This is a genomic window from Paenarthrobacter sp. YAF11_1, assembly GCF_052113445.1.
Taxonomy (GTDB): Bacteria; Actinomycetota; Actinomycetes; order Actinomycetales; family Micrococcaceae; genus Arthrobacter.
In genome coordinates this window covers 364,032-386,542 of record NZ_JBFRDF010000001.1, presented here as the reverse complement: position 1 = coordinate 386,542, position 22,511 = coordinate 364,032, and the positions used below count along the sequence as shown (strand labels likewise).

At 63.1% G+C, this 22,511-nt stretch carries 26 protein-coding genes and 1 tRNA gene; 16 read left to right on the top strand and 11 right to left on the bottom strand.

All coding sequences use genetic code 11. The annotated features are described in order from the left end of the window. Window positions 1–7: 7 nt before the first annotated feature. Genes AB4Y77_RS01885 through AB4Y77_RS01870 form a run of 4 tightly spaced genes read left to right on the top strand, consistent with a single transcriptional unit; the run spans window position 8 to window position 1,941 of the window. Window positions 8–421, top strand: coding sequence for a hypothetical protein (locus AB4Y77_RS01885; RefSeq protein ID WP_442012818.1), 414 nt, complete (start codon window positions 8–10; stop codon window positions 419–421). Window positions 422–427: 6 nt separating this feature from the next. After that, the gene (locus AB4Y77_RS01880; protein ID WP_442012817.1) at window positions 428–736 is read left to right on the top strand and encodes a hypothetical protein; all 309 of its coding nucleotides are present in this window, start codon (window positions 428–430) and stop codon (window positions 734–736) included. Between the two features lie 8 nt (window positions 737–744). Then, window positions 745–1,539, top strand: a complete 795-nt coding sequence (locus AB4Y77_RS01875; protein ID WP_442012816.1) for a M23 family metallopeptidase — start codon at window positions 745–747, stop codon at window positions 1,537–1,539. A gap of 3 nt (window positions 1,540–1,542) precedes the next feature. Then, window positions 1,543–1,941 (top strand): hypothetical protein, encoded by a 399-nt coding sequence (locus tag AB4Y77_RS01870; protein ID WP_442012815.1) that lies wholly within the window; start codon window positions 1,543–1,545, stop codon window positions 1,939–1,941. Between the two features lie 71 nt (window positions 1,942–2,012). Here the strand turns inward: AB4Y77_RS01870 and AB4Y77_RS01865 are convergent, their stop codons facing one another. From AB4Y77_RS01865 to AB4Y77_RS01845, 5 genes are all read right to left on the bottom strand, one after another. Further along, entirely contained in the window at window positions 2,013–2,156 is a 144-nt protein-coding gene (locus tag AB4Y77_RS01865) for a hypothetical protein (RefSeq protein ID WP_442012814.1), read from the bottom strand. Between the two features lie 114 nt (window positions 2,157–2,270). Beyond that, entirely contained in the window at window positions 2,271–2,558 is a 288-nt protein-coding gene (locus AB4Y77_RS01860) for a helix-turn-helix transcriptional regulator (protein WP_442012813.1), read from the bottom strand. Continuing rightward, window positions 2,555–2,830, bottom strand: coding sequence for a hypothetical protein (locus AB4Y77_RS01855; protein ID WP_442012812.1), 276 nt, complete (start codon window positions 2,828–2,830; stop codon window positions 2,555–2,557). The genes AB4Y77_RS01860 and AB4Y77_RS01855 overlap by 4 nt, the downstream gene beginning before the upstream one ends. Beyond that, a complete protein-coding gene (locus AB4Y77_RS01850; RefSeq protein WP_442012811.1) occupies window positions 2,827–3,027 on the bottom strand; it encodes a hypothetical protein in 201 nt (66 codons plus the stop codon). The genes AB4Y77_RS01855 and AB4Y77_RS01850 overlap by 4 nt, the downstream gene beginning before the upstream one ends. A gap of 10 nt (window positions 3,028–3,037) precedes the next feature. Then, complete coding sequence (locus tag AB4Y77_RS01845; RefSeq protein ID WP_442012810.1) at window positions 3,038–3,514, bottom strand: hypothetical protein; 477 nt, start codon at window positions 3,512–3,514, stop codon at window positions 3,038–3,040. A gap of 531 nt (window positions 3,515–4,045) precedes the next feature. Here AB4Y77_RS01845 and AB4Y77_RS01840 point away from each other — a divergent pair. Together AB4Y77_RS01840 and AB4Y77_RS01835 are read left to right on the top strand one after the other, a co-directional pair. Then, window positions 4,046–4,119: transfer RNA gene (locus AB4Y77_RS01840), tRNA-Met, on the top strand. A gap of 123 nt (window positions 4,120–4,242) precedes the next feature. Then, on the top strand, window positions 4,243–5,043 hold the full coding sequence (locus AB4Y77_RS01835) for a GntR family transcriptional regulator (protein WP_442012809.1): 801 nt from the start codon (window positions 4,243–4,245) through the stop codon (window positions 5,041–5,043). Between the two features lie 95 nt (window positions 5,044–5,138). Here the strand turns inward: AB4Y77_RS01835 and AB4Y77_RS01830 are convergent, their stop codons facing one another. Both AB4Y77_RS01830 and AB4Y77_RS01825 read right to left on the bottom strand, forming a co-directional pair. After that, window positions 5,139–5,927 carry a PspA/IM30 family protein gene (locus AB4Y77_RS01830; RefSeq protein ID WP_311212770.1) on the bottom strand — a complete coding sequence of 263 codons (789 nt, stop codon included), beginning with the start codon at window positions 5,925–5,927 and terminating at the stop codon, window positions 5,139–5,141. Between the two features lie 98 nt (window positions 5,928–6,025). Then, a complete protein-coding gene (locus AB4Y77_RS01825) occupies window positions 6,026–8,080 on the bottom strand; it encodes a TPM domain-containing protein (protein ID WP_442012808.1) in 2,055 nt (684 codons plus the stop codon). A gap of 321 nt (window positions 8,081–8,401) precedes the next feature. Between AB4Y77_RS01825 and AB4Y77_RS01820 the strand changes: the two genes are divergently transcribed. The 6 genes from AB4Y77_RS01820 (at window position 8,402) to AB4Y77_RS01795 (ending at window position 14,976) form a co-directional block, all read left to right on the top strand. Then, the gene (locus AB4Y77_RS01820) at window positions 8,402–10,153 is read left to right on the top strand and encodes a trypsin-like peptidase domain-containing protein (protein WP_442012807.1); all 1,752 of its coding nucleotides are present in this window, start codon (window positions 8,402–8,404) and stop codon (window positions 10,151–10,153) included. A 246-nt stretch (window positions 10,154–10,399) separates the two neighbouring features. Then, on the top strand, window positions 10,400–11,203 hold the full coding sequence (locus AB4Y77_RS01815) for an electron transfer flavoprotein subunit beta/FixA family protein (RefSeq protein WP_311212767.1): 804 nt from the start codon (window positions 10,400–10,402) through the stop codon (window positions 11,201–11,203). 14 nt (window positions 11,204–11,217) lie between these two features. Further along, the gene (locus tag AB4Y77_RS01810) at window positions 11,218–12,171 is read left to right on the top strand and encodes an electron transfer flavoprotein subunit alpha/FixB family protein (protein ID WP_311212766.1); all 954 of its coding nucleotides are present in this window, start codon (window positions 11,218–11,220) and stop codon (window positions 12,169–12,171) included. Between the two features lie 5 nt (window positions 12,172–12,176). After that, entirely contained in the window at window positions 12,177–12,956 is a 780-nt protein-coding gene (locus AB4Y77_RS01805) for a PIG-L deacetylase family protein (protein WP_442012806.1), read from the top strand. Between the two features lie 74 nt (window positions 12,957–13,030). Next, window positions 13,031–13,576 carry a gluconokinase gene (locus tag AB4Y77_RS01800; RefSeq protein ID WP_311212764.1) on the top strand — a complete coding sequence of 182 codons (546 nt, stop codon included), beginning with the start codon at window positions 13,031–13,033 and terminating at the stop codon, window positions 13,574–13,576. Further along, entirely contained in the window at window positions 13,573–14,976 is a 1,404-nt protein-coding gene (locus AB4Y77_RS01795; RefSeq protein WP_311212763.1) for a GntT/GntP/DsdX family permease, read from the top strand. The genes AB4Y77_RS01800 and AB4Y77_RS01795 overlap by 4 nt, the downstream gene beginning before the upstream one ends. A gap of 82 nt (window positions 14,977–15,058) precedes the next feature. Here the strand turns inward: AB4Y77_RS01795 and AB4Y77_RS01790 are convergent, their stop codons facing one another. The 4 genes from AB4Y77_RS01790 to AB4Y77_RS01775 all read right to left on the bottom strand — a co-directional run bounded on the left by AB4Y77_RS01790 (window position 15,059) and on the right by AB4Y77_RS01775 (window position 18,148). Further along, window positions 15,059–15,892, bottom strand: coding sequence for an anti-sigma factor (locus AB4Y77_RS01790; RefSeq protein ID WP_442012805.1), 834 nt, complete (start codon window positions 15,890–15,892; stop codon window positions 15,059–15,061). Between the two features lies 1 nt (window position 15,893). Then, the gene (gene sigK / locus AB4Y77_RS01785; protein WP_442012804.1) at window positions 15,894–16,610 is read right to left on the bottom strand and encodes an ECF RNA polymerase sigma factor SigK; all 717 of its coding nucleotides are present in this window, start codon (window positions 16,608–16,610) and stop codon (window positions 15,894–15,896) included. Between the two features lie 79 nt (window positions 16,611–16,689). Beyond that, window positions 16,690–17,157 carry a tRNA (cytidine(34)-2'-O)-methyltransferase gene (locus AB4Y77_RS01780; RefSeq protein WP_442012803.1) on the bottom strand — a complete coding sequence of 156 codons (468 nt, stop codon included), beginning with the start codon at window positions 17,155–17,157 and terminating at the stop codon, window positions 16,690–16,692. 46 nt (window positions 17,158–17,203) lie between these two features. After that, window positions 17,204–18,148 carry a J domain-containing protein gene (locus tag AB4Y77_RS01775; RefSeq protein WP_311212759.1) on the bottom strand — a complete coding sequence of 315 codons (945 nt, stop codon included), beginning with the start codon at window positions 18,146–18,148 and terminating at the stop codon, window positions 17,204–17,206. A 121-nt stretch (window positions 18,149–18,269) separates the two neighbouring features. On the opposite strand from AB4Y77_RS01775, the gene AB4Y77_RS01770 reads away from it, so the two are divergent. From AB4Y77_RS01770 to mnmA, 4 genes are all read left to right on the top strand, one after another. Then, entirely contained in the window at window positions 18,270–19,199 is a 930-nt protein-coding gene (locus AB4Y77_RS01770) for a diacylglycerol/lipid kinase family protein (protein ID WP_442012802.1), read from the top strand. A 70-nt stretch (window positions 19,200–19,269) separates the two neighbouring features. Continuing rightward, a complete protein-coding gene (locus tag AB4Y77_RS01765) occupies window positions 19,270–19,947 on the top strand; it encodes a hypothetical protein (protein WP_442012801.1) in 678 nt (225 codons plus the stop codon). A gap of 61 nt (window positions 19,948–20,008) precedes the next feature. Further along, window positions 20,009–21,241 carry a cysteine desulfurase family protein gene (locus AB4Y77_RS01760; RefSeq protein ID WP_442012800.1) on the top strand — a complete coding sequence of 411 codons (1,233 nt, stop codon included), beginning with the start codon at window positions 20,009–20,011 and terminating at the stop codon, window positions 21,239–21,241. 124 nt (window positions 21,242–21,365) lie between these two features. After that, entirely contained in the window at window positions 21,366–22,505 is a 1,140-nt protein-coding gene (gene mnmA, locus AB4Y77_RS01755; RefSeq protein WP_442012799.1) for a tRNA 2-thiouridine(34) synthase MnmA, read from the top strand. Window positions 22,506–22,511: the final 6 nt, after the last annotated feature.

The following is a 22,511-nucleotide window of genomic DNA, read 5'->3' as shown; positions in this document are numbered from 1 at the left end:
GCTGACCATGAACAAACTCCTCTACTCGCTGTGGCTCAAGGTTCAAGAGCCGCGGGCGCTGTCCGTCATCTATTTCTTCGCATACCTAGCTATTGGGCTCCTGGGGCTGTTCGTGGCGACTGATCCGCCACGGACAGTATCCGGCCTTGGCTCGGCCCTGATGATCTGGTGGGGGGCCCTGCTGCTGTTCGGCGGGGCCCTCGGCTCAATTGCCGTGCTCCCTGGGATCTGGTGGCTTGAGCGTGCCGCCACCGGGTTCTGCATGACGGCAATTGGCCTCTACGGCTGGGGCCTTGCAACCCTGCCCGTTACTCAAGTTAGCGCGCGAATGGCGACCTTCTGCTTCGTCGTTTTTGCGCTGCTGATGTTCGCAACTCGTCTCGTGAAAATCCGGCATTACGCCTATGACCCCGAAAAGTAGGCGGCAATGGACACTAACCAACTCCTCGCGACGGTCTTCACCACTCTGGGGACCTCCGGCGCGCTCCTGTGGCTTGTAAAGGGTGCCGTCAAGTTCTTTGACGGCACCGCCGGCCGCGAGCGTATCCGCAACAAGTCCATGAAGGACCAAAGGAACGAGGAACGGGACCGGGCGGAGCGCGAGGCGCTCAACCGCCGGCGCACTGAAGAGTACGCCTCCCGACTTCGGCGCTTCTGCACTGAGGAGCACGGAACGGACCCGGACGAGTTCCCGCGCTGGCCGCAACTCGTCAAGGAACCAAAGCAAACCAATTAGGAGGCTCTATGTACAGCTACCCACTAACGGAGGACGTGCCTATCTCCATTGTCGGGGGCATCGTTCGCAAGTTCGGCTCGGCACCTGGTGGCGTCAACCCGGGCGGCGGGCATACCGGCGAGGACCGGGCCGCAAAGATCGGCACGCCGGTTTATGCGCCTTGCGACGGGGTTGTGGAGTTCGAGCAGTACTTCGTGACGCTCGACGGCTCGGACAACCCTTGGCTCATGACTGCCGGCGGTGGCCTGTCCCTGGGGATCAACGCCGGCAACGGTAAGCCGCTTTTCATCATGGGGCACCTGTCCGCAACGCTCGTCAGCCGCGGCGAGCGAGTGCGGCAGGGGCAGCTCGTCGCACTGACCGGCAACTCCGGCATCTGGACGACTGGGGCCCATCTTCACTTTGAGGTCATGCCTCCGCGGTGGGACCTCAACAACGGCACGTACGGGCGTGTAAATCCCGCGATCTATTGCACGTTCTACCCAGCTCCCGGCGGGGCCTCCCTTGGCCCCGCCGGCTCCATCACAACGACTCCACAGGAGGACGATATGCCTGATATGAACACATTCCTGAACACGCCGGCCTACACCGGCGGTCCGACAATCTCGGAGCTGTTCGTCGACGTCAAGGTGGCTTGCAAGAAGGTTGACGCGATCCACGAGGCAATCTTCAACAACGAGGGCACCAATAAGTCCATCATTGGTGGCGAGTCCCTCCCGAGTCTCACCAACAAAAACGACCTCAAGATCCTTGATCGTCTGGACGACGTCCTCGAGGCGATCGCCGCAAAGGGCGGGGAGTAAACCATGGCGGAACACGTGGCTATCCCGTCCCAAGTCGCTAACCCCTGGCGGGCAATGTGGCGGACCGTGCTCGAGGTCGGCGTGCCGGCTTTCAGCCTGGTCTTGTTCGCCGGCCCCTCCGTGCTGCAGATCCTCGCTGAGGAGCTGGACGCGGTAGTGCCCCCTGGCCTCATTGCCTGGCTGCTGGCAGCGGCTGGTCTACTTACGGCTGTCGCCGCGGCGCTGTCGCGCATCATGGCGATTCCTCGAGTGAATGAGGCGCTCAAGCGAATCAAGGCGGACGCCGGGGCACCCAAGGTGGAGTCCCAGACTTCGCCCGGCGACCTGACCATCACCAAGGATGGCCAGATCGTCTTTGGCGCGCAAGTTGAGCCGGCCGACCTCGAGGTAAACGAGAAGTAAGCACATACAAGAAAAGGGCCCCCGGTCCACCCTTACGAGGGTGGATCGGGGGCCCATTTTTGCGTCGGAGATTACGCGAGGTTTTCAGTTCGGCACTGCTCGGCGTACCAATCGTGCAAAGAGTCGGACTGGGCGAGGATCGCATCTGCGGCGTCTACGATCCCACTGTTGTCCACAGTTTCTTCCTGTGTGACTTGCGGCGTTTCGGTTGTCATGTTAGCCCCCATAGCTTTGTTGAGTCCGGCTCAGCATATAGGACGCGGCGAGAGTCGCAAAAAGAGGGCGCGGGTCCGGCGAGCAAACCACCGAAGTGTCAGCAAGGGAGGCGCTCAAGCCGGCCCCGCGTTCTCCATTGTAGCGGGCGTGATGATTTCGGCGCGACCGTCGATGCCGGTGAACGCGCCGGCTATCGGCGAAGTTCCGTCGATAGGCTCGCGCTTGACGGGCCCGCGCCGGCCTGGCCTCGAGGCGTTCCATGCGTCGATCGTCTCCGGCAGCCAGCCAAGCTGCCGGGCTCCGATCTGGGCGTCAGGCTCCGGCAGCTTGTACCGGTTGAGGGTGTCCGGCTTGACGCCGATACGCTCGGCAACCTCCGGGCGGGATAGGTAGCGCTTCACGGCTGGATCTCCTCGCGGGCTTGTTCGATTGCCTTCGTGGCGTTCGGGTCGTTGTGCTGGATCAAGTATGCGTGGATTCCCTCAATAGTGATGTTTGTCCGGGGCGGTCCGAGTAAGTAGGGGCCCCGCTGGGGGTAGCCTATCCGGCCGACGTCGTGTTCCGTCTCGACGTTCACGGTTCCGGATACCTCGCCGGAGTAGAGGCGGATCGTGGTCCCGTCCTCAAGCTCGATAGCGAGGGCAATTCGGCTGATCTTGGGGCTCTCTGTCATGAGGTGGAACCTTTCTTCTCCGCTTCGAGTGAGGCGTAGACCAGAGCGCTCTCGGATTCAACTACGGGGGCCCACGAGCTCAGGACGATCTCGGGGTGGGCGTCTACCCATGCGTACATTTCGGAGGGCGAGCCGAACTTGACGGCCCAAACCTTGAAGGAATCCTTCATTCCGATCATTGCGACAAATTCCACCACGGCCGGCCCCTTACGCAAACACTGCAGCGAGGACGCGAGCGAGGCGCTCCGGGCTTGTCTTGGCTCGATCGAACGTCAGGACCTCGACGATTGAGTTAGGCCGGCACGCCTCGATCTTGATGGTTTCGACGTCCATGGACAGGGAGAAGGAGCAGAGGAGGCTCGGGGATAGCTCTCTGGTGTACCAAGTGCTCTGGGGGTTTGCCGTCCATCCCCGCTGCTCGAGGGTGTCGCGCAGCTCGCTTTTGAAAATGTCCCGGAGGTGGGGTTCGACTTCCTCGCGGATCGCAGCCGCGGCGGCTTTGGCGATCTCGGGGAGCATGGCTGGGGGAGCTTGGCGGTTGAGGAGTCCCATGTCGAATGCGGCGCGACGGAGAATGTCACGGCGGGCGGCGGGGGTGTAAAAGATCCCGTACTCCTCGTCCTCAAGGAGGGCGTCAAGAATCGGGGCTGCTTCTGCTGGGTCTACTGGTGTGGGGTATTCCAAGGCTTGCTCCTGGTGGTTGTTTCCTGCCTTGCTGACTTCATAAGTTTAGCACGGTTAGGCGTGTATTGTCTACGTGTTTCGATACGGCCGTCTGGTAGCTCTGGACGGCCTTTCCCCTCGACTATCCCCCGGAAACGTCTAAAAATATGGGGGCCTAGATTCCGGCGCGGGGGCTAAATTTCGTGTCCCCCGCTTATGGCAGCCGCTCGAGCGTTGGCCTCTAGCGTCTAAATAGGGGTTTAGTGGGGGAAGTGGGGGCGTCTAGGGAACGTGGCCTTGTTAACCCAGAGGTCACAGGTTCAAATCCTGTCCCCGCAACTGGAGAAAAGATCCGGATCAGTAAATACTGATCCGGATCTTTTGTTTTGCCCGAAGTCCTAAGAAATTCACGGTGCCGAGGTGTCGATGTAGATGGATCGCGGCGGTCGCCGCAGATTGGGCGGAGCCTTTTGCTGTGGAAGTGATCTGCGGCACCATTGCTCCCATATGGTCAGAAGCACCCTGATGGGTGCGGTAGAGTTGATCTTGCGACGCGGGGTGGAGCAGTTCGGTAGCTCGCTGGGCTCATAACCCAGAGGTCACAGGTTCAAATCCTGTCCCCGCAACTGGAGAAAAGATCCGGATCAGTAACTACTGATCCGGATCTTTTGTTTAAGCGGCCTTCGGGATGACGGGTGCTAGCATCGGATCCGGATTTGCTGAGGCAGGAAAGTGGATGGGACGGCCCAATGGTCAATGAAGACGTCAAGCCAGGCCTCAATCGTGAAGTCCTCCAGCGGGACAGCCCCGTAGCTGTCTACCAGCAGGTAGCTGACGTTCTGGTGGACCAGGTCAGCCGGCTGGAGCCAGGATCCCGTATACCCACGGAAGAGTCCCTGATGGACGAGTACGGCATCAGCCGCACTACAGTCCGGAAAGCGATCGAAACGCTCGTGGTCAAGGGCCTGTTGGTTCGCAGGCAGGGCAAAGGGACGTTCGTGATGGCACAGCGTCCGGTCAAAATGCTGAACCGCCTGGCTCCTTTCATGGAGACGTTCACTGCGGCGGGGATGAAGACCGTCAAAGGGCTCATCGAATACAAATGGATGGAAAAGGACAAGTCGGTGCCGGCGAAGCTGGTCTCTGATGACAACCTTGTCCTGGTAATCCGCCGATCGTATTCAAGCGCCGGCTGGCCGTACGCGATCGCGGAAATCTTCATCCCTTCGCACATCGGGCGCCACATCAGCCTTGCGGACGCCGAAAGGAATTCCATCTACCAGGTCATCCAGGACAGGACCCTGAAGCCGCTCCAGCGGGCGGAAATCACCGTGACCATGCATGAGCCCCCGGAGCACCTTGCGGACGCTCTCAACGTCCGTGGCTTCGCCATGGTGCCCCGACTGGAGCGGACCACGTTGGGCCCCCACGGCGAGGTGCTGGAATGCACGGTGACCTACTTCCATCCGAAAGGATTCGAGATCCGTGCTGAAGTGGCTACCGACGTAAGCCCAGGGCAGGATTCCGTGGCGCAGTCCACGGCGGGTTAGGCACATGCTGTCAAAGAAATGAGCCGGATCCTTTCGAGGATCCGGCCCATTGGCTTGGTTCAGCGGTACATCACGGGCACTCTGCCCGATACGTGCTAGAGCTTGTCAAAGTCGGCTTCGTCGACGGTTGAGCCGGTTGCAGCGGCTGCACCAGCACCGATGGCCGGCTTGGAACCACCGGACTTCAATGCTGCAAGGCGAGCCTCGATCTCCGTCTGCTCTCCAAGGTCCTCCAGCTGGTTGAACTGGGCATCGAGGCTGGAGCTGGCGAGCTCCTGCTGGCCAAGGACCTTGGCCTCTTCGCGGCGGATCTTCTCTTCGAAGCGGCCTACCTCGCTGGTGGGATCCATGATGTCGATGCTCTTGAGGGCATCGTGTACCTGGGACTGTGCCGCTGCGGTCTTGGATCGTGCCACGAGCTCGTTGCGCTTGGCGGTGAGCTGGTTCAGCTTGCCCTTCATCTGGTCAAGCCCGGTCTTGAGCTTGTCCACAACCTCAGTCTGGGACGCGATGCTCGGCTCAGCCGCCTTGGCCTCGGACTCCGCGGTCATCTGGCGCTGGATGGCCACCTTGGCAAGGTTGTCGAACTTCTGGGCATCGACGGGGTCGCCGGCGGAGCGGTACTCGTCAGCCTTCCGGGATGCTGCAAGGGCTTTGTTGCCCCAGTCCTGGGCGTTCTTGATGTCCTCGTTGTAGTCCGCCTGCAGCATCCGGAGATTGCCGATGGTCTGGGCCACGGCTGATTCGGCCTCGGCAATGTTGTTCGTGTAGTCGCGGACCATCTGGTCCAGCATCTTCTGCGGGTCCTCAGCCTGGTCCAGCAAGGCGTTGATGTTTGCCTTGGCGAGCTGCGAGATCCGACCGAAAATGGACTGCTTAACCATGGTGTTGCCTTTCGTCCTGCTCAGTGGTGCCACTGAAATCAGTGATCAGTTGTTGTACCGCTTCTATGCGGGGCATGGACCCCACCTAGTCTGTCTGGCTAGAAGTCGCCTCCACCGCCGCCGTCGCCACCCCAGCCGCCGCCGTCGAATCCGCCGCCGGAATCACCGCCGCCACCGAAGATACCGCCGTCGCCTCCGCCGTCATTCCCACCGCCCCAGCCGCCCCCGCCGCCGTTCAGGATGGAGTTGATGAGGATTCCGCCGAGGATGGCACCCCCGAGGCCGCCGCCACCGCCGCCGAACATCCCGCCGCGACCATAGCCTTGCCCTTGGTCTGCATAGCCGAACTGGTCCACGTCGGACTGAGCAAGCTGGGCCGCCTGGGCAGCAAGTGAATGGGCCTGCTGCGCGTAGGTCAGAGCCGTCACGGGGTCATTCCGTGAAATGGACAGGGCGTAATCGAGGTTGCGCTGAGCTTCGGCCAACCTGGTCCGTGCCTCGGTGCCAACGCCACCGCGCCGGGCGGTGATGTAGTCAGACGTGGCGCTGATCTGGGCCTGGGCAGCCATGATGGTTTGCTGCAGCGATGCTTGGGCGCGGCGGGCCTGCTCTTGCTGGTTGCGAATCCCGGAGAGGGACTGGTCCAGTGCCTGATGGGCGGACTCCACGCGGCCAAGGGTAGCAATGGGGTCGATTTTTCCGCCCTGAATCTCCGTTTTGACCTGCGCAAGTGCGGCTTCCACACCAGCCACAGGGCCGGCAAGTTCCGGATGTTCGCCGGACTGGATCATGGCACGTGCTTGGGCAAGGTCCTGGCTGGTTTCAGCTACTGCGCCTTCCAGCGAAGCGCGGGCCTCATCAAGGCTGCCGGCCGTCTTGGAGATGGCGTCGATCAACACGGTGGTCTGGTGCAGACTTTCCTCGGCAGCACGAACTGCCACGGCCGCAAGGCTGCTCTCACCGGCGGACAACTTCTCCTGTGCTGCTGTGACCGCATTCTGGACGAATGCAAGGCGCTCTTTCGCCTGCAGGATGTTGTCCGAAACCTGCGTCAGGGCAGATTCTGCGTACTTGACCCGAAGGCCCTCCAACGATTGTTCAGCGTTGGCGATCTTCGAGTCCGCGTCCTTGGCTCCCGCGGACACGGCCGCAAGGGCCTGGGGGGCGTTCTTTTCGAGTTCTCTCAGAGAATCGAAATCGGCCTTCTGGTCACGCAGGGACGCCAAAGCGGCTTCTGAGCGGCGGATGATCTCACCGAGCCAGCTTCGCTGCTGTTCTTCAGTATCAGGGATGTGGTCATCGAGCTGTTGCTGGAGCTTGAAGGACTCTGTCATGTGGCCCTTGGCTTCTTCCAAAGCCTTGGTGAAGTTGCCGATGGCGGAGTCACCGTACTGGGCCTGGGCAAATCCGAGTTCCTGCTCGCTTGACTTGATGGCGTCATCCGCCTCGATCAACAGCGAGCCGCTCTTCTGGCGCAGTTCCGGGATGCTCAAACCGGCGAGCGGATCAAGCTGTTCGCCTTGCGGTCCATAGCTGGCGCTGACGGCCTTGGTGCCGCCCTTCTTGCGTCGGTTCCGCAGGTACAGATATGTGCCAGCGCCGCCGGCCGCTACAACGCCGACCCCTACGAGAACGCCAACTCCCGCGTTACCGTTGGGCACTGTTCCGCTGCCGCCGCCGGCGGCATCTCCGATAGCGGCAGCTGCGTCGATGGCAGCCTGGGCATAATTGCCTGAACGCAACTGAGGGTCGATTGCCTTACTGGTAATCGTGTCCCGTTGGGCGTTGGTGATCTTGCTGTTGTTGGGTTTGCTCAGCTGGTACTGACGTGTCTCGGTTGCTACGGCGAGAACAAGGGCGTTGGGACCGAGCTGCGCCTTTTCTGCGACCTCGGCCGCCCAGGCAACCCGGTCTGTCGGATTCTCGAAGCGCTTGACGAACACAGCGTGCAGCGTCATGGCGTGGTCTGTACCGAGCTTCTGGATGGCCTCTTGGACCTTGGCTTTGTCTGCGCCGAGTACGCCTGCCGAGTCCACAATCTTGGTAGTGGGATCGAGCGTCACGGGACTTTCGGCCCAAGCAGCAGTGGCCGGGAAGGCCAACATTCCAGCCAGGCCGATCACGGCGAGTACGCGTTTAACTATTGACCGCATGTGCAACCCTTCAGCACGTCTGCGACTGGAACAAGGCGTACCAATCGTCACAGAATGCTCAGCGCCCCCACGCATGGTGTAAAGCCGCAGGTCGCTGTGGCAATTCCTCTTGATTCTATGGTGCACCCCATGGCCCGTCCACAGGAGTGAATATGCCACCAGCGAAATATAGGAGAGAGCAGGATTGTCCAGCCGTTGAGAGTAATTCAGAACGAGTCCGGAGAGGCAGCCAGAGTCTTTCAGGAAGCTCCCAGCGAACGTCCGCTTTTGTTCCAGTTACTGGGTCCATAGTTGTTGGAGACAAGGACGAAAGGAAGACCCATGACGGAGAACCCAGCGCAGGGCACCGCACCGGAGGATCGCGAGCCATCAAAGCCGCGGGACACGACCGGCGACCACAGTGATGCCACCGCCACCCAGCAGCAGCCTGCCTGGACGTCAGGGCAAGGGGCAGGTGCGCAGGACGTTGCACAGCCCACTACGCCGCTGCCGGCATTCCAGTCGAATGCCATCCCGGAGCACCAGCCCGGACAACAGCGCCAGCCTGGATCCGAGCCGCACTCCGGCCAGGAGAACGCCCCGACGCAGCACGCCAGCCAGCACGCGGCCCCAACCCAGCAAACACCTCAGCAGTACACTGCACAGCACGGAGGGCAGCACGCCAGCCAGCACGCGGCTCCGGCCCAGCCCTCCGCCCAGCACAACGCCACCACGCAGCAGCCGCAGTACTACGGCGTGCCACAGCAGGACCCGGCCCACCGCCCCAGCTACCCTCAGCACCAGCCGTTCTACGGCGGGGGCCCTACCCCCCAGGGCCAGCACGGACCTGGCGTGCAGCAGCACGCTCCCGCAAACTCACCTGTTGCCACCAAGCGCAAACCTGCATTCGGGGTGGGAACCCTCGTAGCCAGCATGCTGGCGGCCGGACTGATCGGTGGCGGTGTGGTGGCCGGAAGCAATGTGCTCTGGGACCAACCGGCTCCGGCAGCGTCGACGAGTGGACAGTCCAGCACAGTCATCGTCAATAACAAGGATGACGTGAACGTGATCACCGCGGCGGCCGCCAAGGCGTCGCCCAGCGTGGTAACCATCAAGGCAACCAGTGGCAATGAGGGCGGAACCGGTTCCGGCATCATCCTCGATGACCAGGGCCACATCCTGACGAACACGCACGTTGTGACGCTCGACGGCGCAACAGCCAACGCAGCCATTGAGGTACGGACCAACGACGGCAAGGTTCTCAAGGCCACCGTGGTGGGCACTGACCCGTTGTCAGACCTCGCCGTGATCAAGGTCAGCGACGCTTCCGGACTTGTACCGGCAACGCTCGGCGACTCCTCCAAGATCAACGTCGGGGACACCGCCGTCGCCATCGGTTCGCCGCTGGGCCTCACCGGTACGGTGACGGATGGCATTGTCTCTACGCTCAACCGGACCATCAGCGTTGCTTCGTCGGCAGTGCCGGAGGGAACGCCCGACGAGAGCCAGGGCGGCGACGAGGGCTTCCAATTCGCGCCTCCCAACGGCGGCCAGAGCCAGTCCACAGCTAATGAAGGCTCCATTGCCATCAACGTCATCCAGACTGATGCAGCCATCAACCCGGGCAACTCCGGCGGTGCGCTGGTGAACAACAAGGGCGAAGTCATTGGTGTCAACGTTGCGATCGCATCTGCCGGCAGCGGAACCTCCGAATCCTCCACCGGTAACATCGGCGTTGGCTTCAGCGTCCCGATCAACCACGCCAAGCGCGTGGCCCAGGAAATCATTGACTCCGGCAAGGCCAGCCACGGACAGTTCGGCGTGTCGGTCCGCTCCAAGTCGTCTACAGGCAGCGATTCGGGATTCTCCGTGGGTGCCGAAGTTGCCGCGGTGACCACCGGTTCGGCCGCAGCGAAGGCCGGCCTCAAGGTGGGCGATGTCGTGACCAAGTTCGGCGATTACACGGTCAGTGACCCGAACCAGCTGACGGCCGCTGTGCGCGAGCAGCCGGCCGGTGCCAAGGTCAAGGTCACCATTCAGCGCGGCGGCCAGAGTCAAGAAGTCGAAGTCACCCTCGACGCTGCCCAGCAGTAGGCGGCAGGAACAGCGTACGACGGCGGGCGTCACCTCACGGGTGGCGCCCGTCGTCGTGCCGTTCCCGGCACTCAATCGACAACGTCGGCCGGAGGAATCTGAAACAGGGGTTAACGCTGGGAGTGGTTTTCTGCGGGCAATATGCTTAGCTAGGACGAGCCCACGCGCTGGGCAATTCACGGCCACGCTGTTGCGGTTGGCCGTCCACAAGCATGGAAGGCTGCTTCGAAGACAGTGGAAGAGACATTGAAGATTGTCGTTCTGGTCAAGCACGTCCCGGACGCGCAGTTCGACCGGCACATCACCGGACCCGGCAACACAACCGACCGTGACGAGAGCATCTTGTCCGAGCTGGATGAGTACGCCCTTGAGGCAGCCCTGCAGCTGGCCGAGGAACGTGGCGGACCGAAGGCAGGCAACGAGGTCATCGCCTTGAGCATGGGACCGTCCGGCGCCGTTAATGCGGTGAAGAAGTCGCTCCAGATCGGTGCGTACTCGGGCGTGCATCTGAGCGATGACGCTTTGGCCGGTTCGGATGCCGCAGCCACCTCACTGGCTCTCGCTGCCGCCATCCGCTACCTTTCGGCCGACGGCCGCCCGGTGGACCTGGTCCTGACCGGCATGGCGTCCACTGACGGTGAGACGTCGCTGATCCCGGCCCAGCTGGCCGAACGCTTGCAGTTCCCACAGGTCACCTTTGCCTCCAGCCTGGACGTTGCAGGCAGCCAGGTCACGGCCCGCCGTGATGCCGGCGCCTTCTCTGAAACCGTTGAAGCGCAGCTTCCTGCCGTTGTTTCGGTGACCGACCAGATCAACGAGCCGCGCTATCCCAACTTCAAGGGCATCCTTGCGGCCAAGAAGAAGAAGATTGCCTCCCTGTCGCTGGCCGACATCGGTGTGGACGCCTCGCAGGTGGGCTTGGCTGGCTCCTGGACCGTGGTGGAGGCCGCTGAGGCCCGCCCGCCGCGGACAGCCGGCACCATCATCACCGACGACGGCGACGCCGGCATCAAGCTGGTCGACTTCCTCGCCGCACAGAAGCTGCTCTAAAGGGGATCGCAACCATGGCAAATGCACTTGTTTTCATTGATAACCCGGGAGCAGCTCTCAAAAAGAGCAGCCTGGAGCTCCTGACCATCGCCCGTTCGCTGGGCGAGACCGCCGTCGCGTTCTCCGGTGACCTGCACGACGACGTCGCCGCCACCTTGGGTGCCTACGGCGTCGCCACTGTTTACCAGCCGTCCACTGAGGACCTCGACAACTTCCTGGTGGGGCCGAAGGCCGCTTACCTCGCCGCTGCCGTGAACGCTTCGGGAGCAACAGCCGTTCTCCTGGACAACTCGCCCGAGGGCAAGGAAATTGCGGGCAGGCTTGGTATCAAGCTCAACGCCGGCGTTATCACCGACGTAGTGGGGGTGGAGTCTGACGGCACCGCGCACAAGTCGGTTCTCGCGGGCTCTTACAACACCACCGCGAAGGCCACCACTCCGGTCACCGTTCTTTCGGTCAAGGCCAACAACGTTGAGCCTGCGCCGGCCGGCGCAGCGGGAACTCCCGCTACTGTCACGGTTGACGTCCCGGCGGCCGCCTTGGCGAACTCTGCACGCATCGCGTCGCGGTCCGAGAAGCCGGTCAGCGGCCGGCCGGACCTCAGCGAGGCGCGGATCGTCGTGGCCGGCGGTCGCGGCGTGGACGGCGACTTCGGGCCGGTGGAAGAGCTTGCAGATGCACTGGGTGCGGCAGTGGGTGCATCCCGCGCTGCTACTGACGCCGGCTGGATCGGACACGACGCCCAAGTGGGCCAGACCGGTGTCACGGTTTCGCCCCAGCTCTACATCTCGGCCGGCATCTCCGGAGCCATCCAGCAGAAGGCCGGCATGCAGACCTCCAAGGTCATTGTGGCCATCAACAAGGACGCGGAATCGCCGGTCTTCGAAATTGCCGACTACGGCATCATCGGTGACCTCTTCAAGGTTCTCCCGCAGGCTGCTGCCGAGATCAAGAAGCGGAAAGGCTGATCCCTTTGTCTCCTGGCGTTTCGTCAGCAAAGAGCCCGTTCGACGCCTCCTTGGAGCGCGTTGAGCGGGTACTTTGTTTTACTGCCCATCCTGACGACATAGACTTTGGCGCCGCCGGCACGATTGCGGCATGGACGGCTGCCGGCGTCGAGGTCAGCTATTGCATCATGACTGACGGCGACGCCGGAGGCTTTGATCCGGCGGACAGGGAACGGATCATTGAGCTCCGCGCGGAGGAGCAAAAGCAGGCAGCTGCCTTGGTAGGCGTCAGCGATGTCCACTATCTGCACGAGCGTGATGGATATCTTGAACCGACGCATGGCGTCATCAAGCAGATTGTGAAACTGATCCGGGAAATCCGTCCGGACATTGTGCTGACCATGCACCCGGAACGCAACTGGGATCGCCTCCAGAAGAGCCACCCGGACCACCTCGCGGCCGGCGAGGCCGTCACCCGGGCCGTCTACCCTGCGGTGGAGAATCCCTTTGCCTACCCGGAACTGGCCGAGGCTGGCCTGGGCGCCTACAAGTTGCCGTGGTTGTGGTTTATTTCCAGCCCGGAGGCCAGGGAGAACCACTTTGTGGATGTCTCCGGCCAGGTCGATGCCAAGCTGGATGCCATCCGGATCCATGCGAGCCAGCATCCCGATATTGACGGCATGGAGCGTGTTGTCAGGGGCTTGATGCTGGCCAACGGGGAGCGTGCCGGGCTGCCCGCAGGGACCAGTGCAGAGGGCTTCCACGTGGTGTCGGTGAATGGATCGAGCACCATCGCCGGCTTCTGACGTTGCTGTGGTGTAACCCGTGTCATATGCTTGATCTCGGTTAAATCATATTTATTCGAGGAAGGCAGACTTTGATGGCGAAGACTGCGCAACAACCCGTTCTGGTGATTATGGGAGTCTCCGGTTCCGGGAAATCGACCGTAGCCGGCGTTCTGGCCGGCAAATTGGGCTGGGATCTGGCCGAGGGCGATGACCTTCATCCCGAAGCGAACGTGGCCAAAATGCAGGCCGGTCAGGCCCTCAGTGATGAGGACCGCTGGCCCTGGCTGGGAATCATTTCGGACTGGATCCAGGAGCACGTGGAGGCCGGAATGCCGGCCATTATTACGTGCTCTGCACTGAAAAAGAAGTATCGCGATGTTCTCCGCGGCGAAGGCGTCGTGTTCGTCTTCCTGCAGGGGAGCAAAGACAAGATCTCCGATCGCCTGGCATCCAGGCACGGCCACTTCATGCCGCCGTCGCTCCTTGAATCCCAGTTCGACGCCCTGGAGGAGCCCACGGCCGAGGAGAACCACATCTCGCTGTGCGTCTCCGCATCGCCGGCCGAAGAGGCCGACGAAGTCATTGACAGGCTGGGTCTCCGGCCTGCGGGTGCCGGTACCGAAGCGACCATCTCGTGAAGGTCCTGGATACGGCGACGCAAGTGCAGGAATGGACCGGGCACGACACCCAACTCCTTGTGGTGGCTGCACTGGGCATTGCCCTGATCGTCGTACTGATCGCGAAACTGAAGCTGCACCCGTTCCTGGCGCTGGTCCTGGGATCTGCCTTCGTGGGCTTGGCCTCCGGGGTGGAGCTGGGAAAGGTCATCACCAACTTCGAAGACGGGGTTGGCAGTGTCCTCAAGGAAGTCGGGCTGCTGATCGCGCTCGGCGCCATGCTCGGCAAGCTGCTGGCCGATTCCGGTGGCGCCAACCGCGTGGTGGATACCTTGTTGGCCAAGGCCAGCGGCAACAAGCTGGTCTGGATGATCACCCTGGTGGCAGTGATCATTGGCTTGCCCATGTTCTTCGAAATCGGGCTCGTGCTGCTGCTTCCGGTGATCGTCCTGGTAACCCAGCGGTCCAAGATGAAGCTGATGCGCATCGCAATCCCTGCTCTGGCCGGCCTGTCCGTGCTGCACGGACTGGTACCGCCGCACCCGGGACCGCTGATTGCCATCAGCGCCGTCAAGGCCGAGCTGGGAACAACACTTGGCCTGGGTATCCTCGTGGCGATTCCCACCGTCATCATCTGTGGCCCGCTCTTCTCCCGGCTCGCCGCGCGGTGGGTGCCTGTCGACGCGCCGGCAGTAGCCGGCGGCATCGACACCCAGCATGCGGCCGACATGAGCGAGGTCAAGAGGCAGCCATCGTTCCTGGTGACGCTGCTGACCATCATCTTCCCGGTGGTGCTGATGCTGCTGAAGGCTTTGGGCGGCATCATCTGGCCGAACCCCGAGACAGCACCTGCCATCCGGATCTTCTTCGACTTTGTGGGCCAGCCTTTGGTGGCCATGACACTGGCCGTGCTGCTGGCCATAGTCACCTTCGGCTACGCAGTGGGCTTCACAGGCAGCAGGATCACGGCCAAGCTGGGCGAGAGCCTGGGGCCGATCGCGGCGATCCTCCTCATTGTGGGTGCCGGCGGCGGTTTCAAGCAGACCCTGATCGGAGCCGGCGTAGGGGACTCCGTCAAGAAATGGGCCGAGGGTGCCAATATGTCGGTCCTGGTCCTCGGCTTCATCGTTGCTGTGGCGCTCCGCCTCGCCACGGGCTCTGCGACGGTGGCCACGGTAACGGCCGCCGGAATCGTCGCGCCCCTTGCCAGCAGCCTGAGCCCGACGCACGCGGCGTTGCTGGCCTTGGCCATCGGGGCAGGCTCCCTGTTCCTGTCCCACGTCAACGACGCCGGTTTCTGGTTGGTCAAAGAACTCTTTGGGCTCACCGTTGGGCAGACGTTCAAGACCTGGTCCGTCATGGAGACGCTGATTTCCGTGATCGGCTTTGGCTTCGTGATGCTTCTGTCGCTCGTGTTATAGCTGCGAAAGCAACTGACCAAAGCTCGACGGCGGCCGTCCCCAAGGTGGGGCGGCCGCCGTCGTGCATTAATTGCGTTCAGCGTCAGGCGCTCAGAGCGACCACCAGGACAGGGTCTGTGGTGGGGGCGCTTGATCCGCCCGTGGGTTCCACGGTGATGGCAACGGACGATGCTGACGACAGGCCCTTGACAACGGCCGGCTTGGAGAGCGTCTGGGCGTCCATGGTGCCCTGCGGCACCGGGGCAGAGCCGTCCTTGGGCAGGGTCCACAGCTGGTAGACCTTACCCTCCGGGGCGGGCGCAACGCCATCCATCAGAACCACGAAGGAGTCCTTGGCCGACGACGCAGAGATGGTAGCCGTACCACCGCCGGGAACCGGGGCGGACTTCTGCTGGACATCCTGTGCCTGCAGTACCTGGTTGACGGGGTCGTTCTGGACCGAGACGTAGGTGCCTACACCGATACCTCCGAGCGCGATCACGGCCGCGGCGGCTGCACCGATAATCCATTTGCGTGCGCCACCGGTGCGCAGGCGTTCCTCGCGCTTGGCCCTGGCGGCCGCGAGGTCGTCGACGGCGGGACCTGCGGCCGGCGGGGCCGCCGGTCCGGCAGGGGCTTGGGCGGCGGCATCGGTGGTAATGCGTTCCATGATGTTGTCGAAGAGCCTGGCCGGTGGCGCTTCTTCGGGGGCGAAGCTGACCGCGAGGGTCTCGCGGGCTTCGCGGACCCGCGCCCGGAATTCAGGACCCTCGGGAGCACCGTTGATGTAGTCATCGATCATGGCCCGTTCGTCGTCACTGACGGCGTCCAGGGCATAGATCTCAGCCAGTTCGAGGACGCGGCCCTCGGCGAGGTCGGTAGCGATGTCGTTGGCAAACATTCTGCGGATAAAGCCTCCACTGGTGTTCTCGCTCATATCAAGCCACCCCCAGGCAGGTCTTCAGGCGCAGCAATCCGTCGCGGATGCGGGACTTGATGGTGGGGACGGCGGCGCCCAAGTGCTCGGCGACTTCCCGGTACGTCAGGCCGCCGTAGTAGGCAAGGCGGACGGATTCACGCTGGGTGTCGGTCAGTGTGCCGAGGCACCGGCTGACTGCTTCGGCTTCCAGATTGGTGTCGGCTTCTTCTGCCACCAGGTCTCGATCGGGGTCCTGGCTTGCTGCGCCGTATTTGGCCTCGCGGTCGGTGGCGGCCTGCACGGCGCGGACGCGGTCAATGGCGCGACGGTGGGCGATGGTCATGAGCCACGCCAGCGGGGTTCCGGCAGCGCGATCGAATTTGCTTGCGCCCTGCCACACCTGGAGGAAAACTTCCTGCGTGGCGTCCTCGCTCAGGTCCGGGTCTATCAGGACGCGCTTGGCCATGCCGAACACCCGCCTCGACGTCAGGCGGTAGAACTCGGCAAAAGCCGGCTGGTCGCCGGCAGCCACGAGCTCGAGCAAGGCAGTCAACTGCGTGTTCAAGTCTGTCGCGGTGCCTGTGGCCTCGAAGACCGGGGGTCCGGGGTTGCTGGGGATGTCCATCACTGTCCAGCATATGTCGTCCCGTTTGAAACCGGCAGCACGGCCATATGGTGGTGAGGGCGTGGCGGCGCAGCGGTCTGCCGTTGTCACCCTGGTCTGCAGCGCGCTCACGAATGCTCCCTCAACGAATGTCCTGATGCAGGACCTGTCCCTGCATAAGGTATTCGGTGCCGTGGCGCCCTTGGATGGGCTACACCTTGGCGCCTGCGAACCCGTTCTGGCGCCAGGCCTCGAACACGGCGATCGAGGCGGCGTTGGCCAAATTGAGCGAACGGAGTGACGGCTTCATGGGAAGGCGGACTCGAGCGGTGACGTGCGGGTCCTGCTTCAGCCAGTCCGGCAGGCCAACAGACTCGGGCCCGAACATCAGGACGTCGCCCTCACGGTAGCTGACATCCGTATAGGACGTTTCGCCGTCGGACGTGTAGGCGAAGACGCGTTCCGGCTGCAGGGCCTCCCACGCGGCGTCGATGTCCTTGTGAACGGTGACCACCGCAAGGTCGTGGTAATCCAGGCCGGCGCGACGAAGCTTGGCATCGGAAAAGTCGAAGCCGAGGGGCTCCACCAAATGGAGCTCGGCCCCGGTGATGGCGGCCAAACGTATGGCGTTGCCCGTGTTGCCCGGGATTTCAGGGGTGTGGAAGAGGATGCGGAACACTGTTCCATCTTAGCCAGCCCCGACCAGCGTCCGGTGGCACGGACTCTTAGTGCATCCCGCGCAGCAGCCGCGCCAGAACCGGAACCACTACAGTGTTCGGCGCCGGCCCCGAGCTCAAGAATTGCTTGAGCCCCCTGACCAGGCCGGCGGCGTTGACTACTTCCACGGCGTTGTGGCTGGACTGTCCTTTGCCGTACTGGTCGATGACCGGTTCGTGGAGGTTGCCATCGGGACTGTGCAGGACAACCCATCCGGTGACATTGAGTTCAGGGAAGATGTCCTGCATATGCCGGACAATGTGGGCAAGCTGCGGGGGCGCGACGGATCGGCCGCCGTGCCGCAGTGAGTGGCCATCCCAGGCGTAGGCACCCTTGGGGAGGAGCATGGAGCCCACCAAGGCCAGCCGGTAGCCGGACAAGACCGCGTGGTCGATGTGGTTGTTGTCCGACGGCGAGCGAAGACCGTTGATGAGCCGGGCAGCAGGAATGGCAGGCAGGACCTGCCTGCTAATGAGCTGAACGGTGCGCATTTCCCGCTGGATCCGTGCTTCGGCACCAAAGATGCCGCGCTTGCGCGGTAGCCCATGGACCTGCTGCGCTGCTTCCGCGGCAGAAATGAGCGGCACTTCCTGGGGATCGTCAAAGGCCGGGACGTAGACCGGGGGATCACCGGCGGTGTTGCGTTGGGTCTGGGGTCGTCTGACGCTGCCCGTTGCGAAAGGGCCCGGCGCCGCGGTGCCCGAGTAGTCTCCGGGCATCGGCTGGCCGCGGCCAGAGGAGCCGCTGGCGTACCTGCGATCGTACTCAGCCCTCCGCTGCGGGTCGATCAGGGTTTCGTAGGCGAGCGTCACGCGCCTGAACATCTCTGCTTCTCCGCCGTGGTCGGGGTGCGCCTTCCGGGCAGCCTTGCGGTAGGCGACCTTGATCTCCTTGTCCGTAGCTGTGACGGAAACGCGGAGAACCTGATAATGCGAACTGCTGCCGTCGGCCAAGCACGGGCCCTTCTCTAAAGTCGATGCGCATCAGCACAGACGCGGTAGTGGCCAGTTTATCCAGCCACTATGTGAACGTTGGTATCGGGGCGGGTGGTTCCCGGCTGGCATAATTCACGCTGTGACCCCACCGGCAGCCGCAAACCAGTCCAGCAAGGCGGGGACGATCGCAGTGGCGATAAACCCTGCGGCTTCCTTTGGCCGGACCCGCAACGCCGGGGACCACGCCGCAGCGCAGTTCCGCGCCGCCGGACGGGACGTCGTCGTGCTAGAAGCAGAAAGTTACGACGCCCTGCAGCGGCTTGTAGCCCAAACCCTTTCCGGCACTGCAGTTGACGCCCTGGTAGTGGTGGGAGGCGACGGTATGGTCCATCTGGGGGTCAATGCGCTCGCCGGACACGATGTTGCCCTGGGTATCGTCCCCAGCGGAACGGGTAACGATGTTGCCCGACTCCTGGGTTTGCCGTTGCATGACACCGCCGCTGCCTGCCGCCTGATCCTGGCCGCGATGGTTTCAGGTGGACGGACAATCGACGCCGGACGGGTTGCTGCGGAGGGGCGGACCACGTATTTTGCCGGTGTCCTCTCGGCCGGGTTCGATGCCGCAGTCAACGAACGCGCCAACTCGTGGCGATGGCCTCGCGGAAAGAGCCGCTACAACTTGGCGATGCTCATGGAGCTGGGTTCTTTCCGGCGGATCGACTATGCGGTGACTGCCGATGACGTGACCTGGCGCCAGCCGGCGTTGCTGATTTCGGTGGCGAACGGGCAGTACATCGGCGGCGGCATGCGAATCACCCCGGACGCGTCGCCCGACGACGGCTTTTTGGATCTCTTTGTGGTCAAACCATTGTCCCGGTTCCGATTCCTCGCAGTATTTCCGAAAGTGTTTGCCGGCAGGCACACCAGCCACCCCGCTGTGGAGATCCGGCGTGTCCGGAAGGTGCGGTTGGAGGCGGAGGGCGTGGTGGCATATGCGGATGGCGAACGCATCGGCGCGTTGCCTGTGGAGGTCGATATTGTTCCGGGTGCTCTGCGCGTCCTGGCGTAGGTGGGCCGGACGGCTAGACTCGATCGCGGCAGATGGCATGCCATCCGAGGTGGCATGGGGATAAGGAGCGATGGTGGCGCGAAACGTTCGACGACGGGTGGCTGGGATTGCTGCCTTGGGAGCCGTTGCTGCCGTTATGGCCGGCTGCACCGTTAACGTTCCTGATCCAGCGGCGCCGAAACCGTCGCCATCGGAGTCCACGCTGGCGACGCCCAGCATCACGCCCGGGCATGATGCAGCCGCTGTTGCGGCGAAGGACTTGCCTTTGGCAGCCGGGAACACCCTGGCTCCGGGAGACCCGGTGACGGTCTCCACGCGGTTGGAAGAGGTTCCTGGGTGGACTGTGGTGCATTCAGGCCTCCAAGGCGAAGTCCGGTATCGGAAGACTGATGGCTGCACCGTGGCAGCCCGTGTCAGTGTCAACCAGGGTCCCTTGGTCGTCGTGGAGGATGACGCAGCCTCCACCAAGGAGCTCTTCCGCTATCTTGATCCCGGTATTTCCTTGGAAAGCCTGAAGCCGGTGTCCCTGCGGTGGGGCCAGGACTCGGATAAGCCACAGCACAACGTGGAGTTCCTCGCGTTGGAATCGTCAGCCGCATCGGGCGGTAACGCCGCTGTGGTGATGGCCCGGTTGTTCAGTGTTCCGGCGTCGTCGGTCTACCTCTCGGTGGCTTGCCCGGATGACGGTTCCTTGGACAAGGCCCGAGCCGAAGCGGCGGCCCAGCTTGTGGTGGTCCCGCCAGGTTAAGCAAGGATCGTGGCTGCGAACGAGACAACTGCGTTCTGGGTCCCATCGGTAGAATGGCAAGGTGCCTGTATACCTCGATCACGCTGCCACCACGCCCCTGTCGGCAGAAGCACTCGCCGTCATGACGCGGGAGTTGGCGCGAACCGGCAATCCGTCCTCGCTGCACGGAGCGGGTCGTCGCGCCCGGCGCGCCGTAGAGGATGCCCGTGAAATGCTGGCCGCAGCAGCCGGCGCCCACCCTTCGGAGGTCATCTTCACCTCGGGTGGAACCGAAGCGGACAATTTGGCCGTCAAGGGCTTGTTCTGGGCCCGCCGGGACGAGGACCCCCGCCGGACGCGGGTCTTGTGCTCCGCCGTCGAACATCATGCGGTCCTTGACACTGTGGAGTGGCTGGAGCGGCACGAAGGTGCAGACGTGGTATGGCTACCCGTCGATGAGTCCGGCACCGTGCGGCTCGAAGTCCTCCAACAAGAAATCGAGCGGGATCCCGGATCAATTGCACTCGTCACCGTCATGTGGGCCAACAATGAAGTGGGCACTATCCAACCAGTCACGGAGATCGTTGAGCTCGCAAAGCCCCATGGAATCCCGGTCCACTCCGACGCTGTGCAGGCCTTCGGTTCGATCCCTGTGGATTTCCGGGGGAGCGGACTCGCAGCCATGTCGGTATCCGGGCACAAGCTTGGCGGTCCAGTGGGCGTAGGCGCGCTCTTCCTGGGGAGGTCCGTGAAATTGACGCCGGTACAGCACGGCGGCGGCCAGGAACGTGATGTTCGCTCGGGAACCCTGGACACCCCGGCCATTGCCGCATTCGCCGCCGCGGCTGAGGCAGTCACCGGGAACCTGGCCGAAGAGCAGGAACGGCTCAGCGCGTTGCGCGACCGTCTGATCGATGGCGTCTGCGCTGCCGTGCCCGACGCAGTGCCACGGGGTGCTGCGGGAGAGCGTAGGCTGCCGGGAAATGCCCACTTCACCTTCCCAGGGTGCGAAGGCGATTCGCTCCTCTTCCTCCTGGACCTGGCAGGCGTCGAATCATCCACTGGCTCTGCCTGTACGGCAGGAGTCCCGCGCCCATCGCATGTGCTGTTGGCCATGGGCCTGGACGAGGATACTGCCCGCGGCGCCCAGCGCTTCACTCTGGGCCACAGCTCCACGGATGCGGATGTGGACGCGCTGCTGAAGGCTCTTCCCGAGGCATGCACAAGGGCGCGGCAGGCAGGAATGGCCGGTCACGAGTCCAGCATCCAGACGGCGGCAACAGTGGCGCGGCAGGGATCGCCGACGTCCTTGTAGCGGTGGCTTGGTGGGGCGGGTCTAGGGATTTAGCGCAGGCATGGTATTGCAGGCTAGAATAGATGGGCACGCCGGCTGGTCTGAGCCGGAACAGTTGCCACAGCCCCCAACACGGAAAGCCAGCATGCGAGTACTTGCAGCAATGAGCGGCGGAGTGGACTCCGCCGTGGCCGCCGCCCGCGCCGTCGAGGCCGGACACGACGTCGTCGGCGTCCACCTCGCGTTGTCGCGCATGCCCGGCACCCTGCGCACCGGAAGCCGGGGATGCTGCACTATCGAGGACTCCCGTGATGCCTGGCGGGCCTGCGACGTCCTGGGAATCCCTTACTACGTGTGGGACTTCTCGGAGCGCTTCAAGGAAGACGTCGTCCAGGACTTCATCGACGAATATGCTGCGGGCCGAACGCCGAACCCCTGCATGCGCTGCAACGAACGCATCAAGTTTGCTGCCCTGCTGGAGAAGGCCATTGCGCTGGGCTTCGACGCCGTGTGCACCGGGCACTACGCCAAGGTGATCGAAGACTCCGACGGTAACCGGGAACTCCACCGCGCTGCGGATTGGGCCAAGGACCAGAGCTACGTCCTGGGCGTCCTGACCCATGAGCAGCTCAAGCACTCCATGTTCCCCCTGGCGGACACGCCGTCCAAGGCAGAAGTGCGTGCGGAAGCTGAGCGGCGGGGCCTTTCAGTGGCCAACAAGCCCGACAGCCACGACATCTGCTTCATCTCCGACGGCGACACCCGTGGATGGCTGGCCGAAAAGATTGATATGACCACCGGCGACATCGTTGACGAGACCGGGGCCAAGGTAGGCGAACATCCCGGTGCCAACGCTTTCACAGTGGGACAGCGCCGCGGATTGAAGCTGGGAACTCCGGCCGCTGATGGCAAGCCGCGCTTTGTCCTGGAGATCCGTCCCAAGGAAAACAAAGTGGTTGTGGGACCCGAAGCCTTGCTTGCCATCGACGAGATCCGGGGCATCAAGGTGTCGTGGGCAGGTTTGCCCATCTCCGAGGTTGCGACGGGCGCGGAGTTCGATTGCCATGCCCAAGTACGGGCCCACGGGGATCCCGTCCCGGCTCGGGCACTCGTGGAAACCGTTGACGACGACTCAGGCGTTCAGCGGGCCGAACTCGTTGTCACCCTGACCGACCCGCTCCGCGGTGTGGCTCCGGGACAAACAGTGGTCCTTTATCAGGGCAGCCGGGTCTTGGGGCAGGCAACCATCGACGCCGCCCGTTCCCTTCAGCGCGTGGCTCTCTAGGAGCCC

Bases quoted from the DNA above. Each gene is read 5' to 3' on its own strand.
- AB4Y77_RS01885 (WP_442012818.1), top strand. From the start codon at position 8: ATGAACAAACTCCTCTACTCGCTGTGGCTCAAGGTTCAAGAGCCGCGG.
- AB4Y77_RS01790 (WP_442012805.1), bottom strand. From the start codon at position 15,892: ATGAGCGAGAACACCAGTGGAGGCTTTATCCGCAGAATGTTTGCCAAC.
- AB4Y77_RS01855 (WP_442012812.1), bottom strand. From the start codon at position 2,830: ATGACAGAGAGCCCCAAGATCAGCCGAATTGCCCTCGCTATCGAGCTT.
- AB4Y77_RS01820 (WP_442012807.1), top strand. From the start codon at position 8,402: ATGACGGAGAACCCAGCGCAGGGCACCGCACCGGAGGATCGCGAGCCA.
- AB4Y77_RS01880 (WP_442012817.1), top strand. From the start codon at position 428: ATGGACACTAACCAACTCCTCGCGACGGTCTTCACCACTCTGGGGACC.
- AB4Y77_RS01800 (WP_311212764.1), top strand. From the start codon at position 13,031: ATGGCGAAGACTGCGCAACAACCCGTTCTGGTGATTATGGGAGTCTCC.
- AB4Y77_RS01875 (WP_442012816.1), top strand. From the start codon at position 745: ATGTACAGCTACCCACTAACGGAGGACGTGCCTATCTCCATTGTCGGG.
- AB4Y77_RS01825 (WP_442012808.1), bottom strand. From the start codon at position 8,080: ATGCGGTCAATAGTTAAACGCGTACTCGCCGTGATCGGCCTGGCTGGA.
- AB4Y77_RS01765 (WP_442012801.1), top strand. From the start codon at position 19,270: ATGGTGGCGCGAAACGTTCGACGACGGGTGGCTGGGATTGCTGCCTTG.
- AB4Y77_RS01835 (WP_442012809.1), top strand. From the start codon at position 4,243: ATGGTCAATGAAGACGTCAAGCCAGGCCTCAATCGTGAAGTCCTCCAG.
- AB4Y77_RS01870 (WP_442012815.1), top strand. From the start codon at position 1,543: ATGGCGGAACACGTGGCTATCCCGTCCCAAGTCGCTAACCCCTGGCGG.
- AB4Y77_RS01810 (WP_311212766.1), top strand. From the start codon at position 11,218: ATGGCAAATGCACTTGTTTTCATTGATAACCCGGGAGCAGCTCTCAAA.
- AB4Y77_RS01830 (WP_311212770.1), bottom strand. From the start codon at position 5,927: ATGGTTAAGCAGTCCATTTTCGGTCGGATCTCGCAGCTCGCCAAGGCA.
- mnmA (WP_442012799.1), top strand. From the start codon at position 21,366: ATGCGAGTACTTGCAGCAATGAGCGGCGGAGTGGACTCCGCCGTGGCC.
- AB4Y77_RS01865 (WP_442012814.1), bottom strand. From the start codon at position 2,156: ATGACAACCGAAACGCCGCAAGTCACACAGGAAGAAACTGTGGACAAC.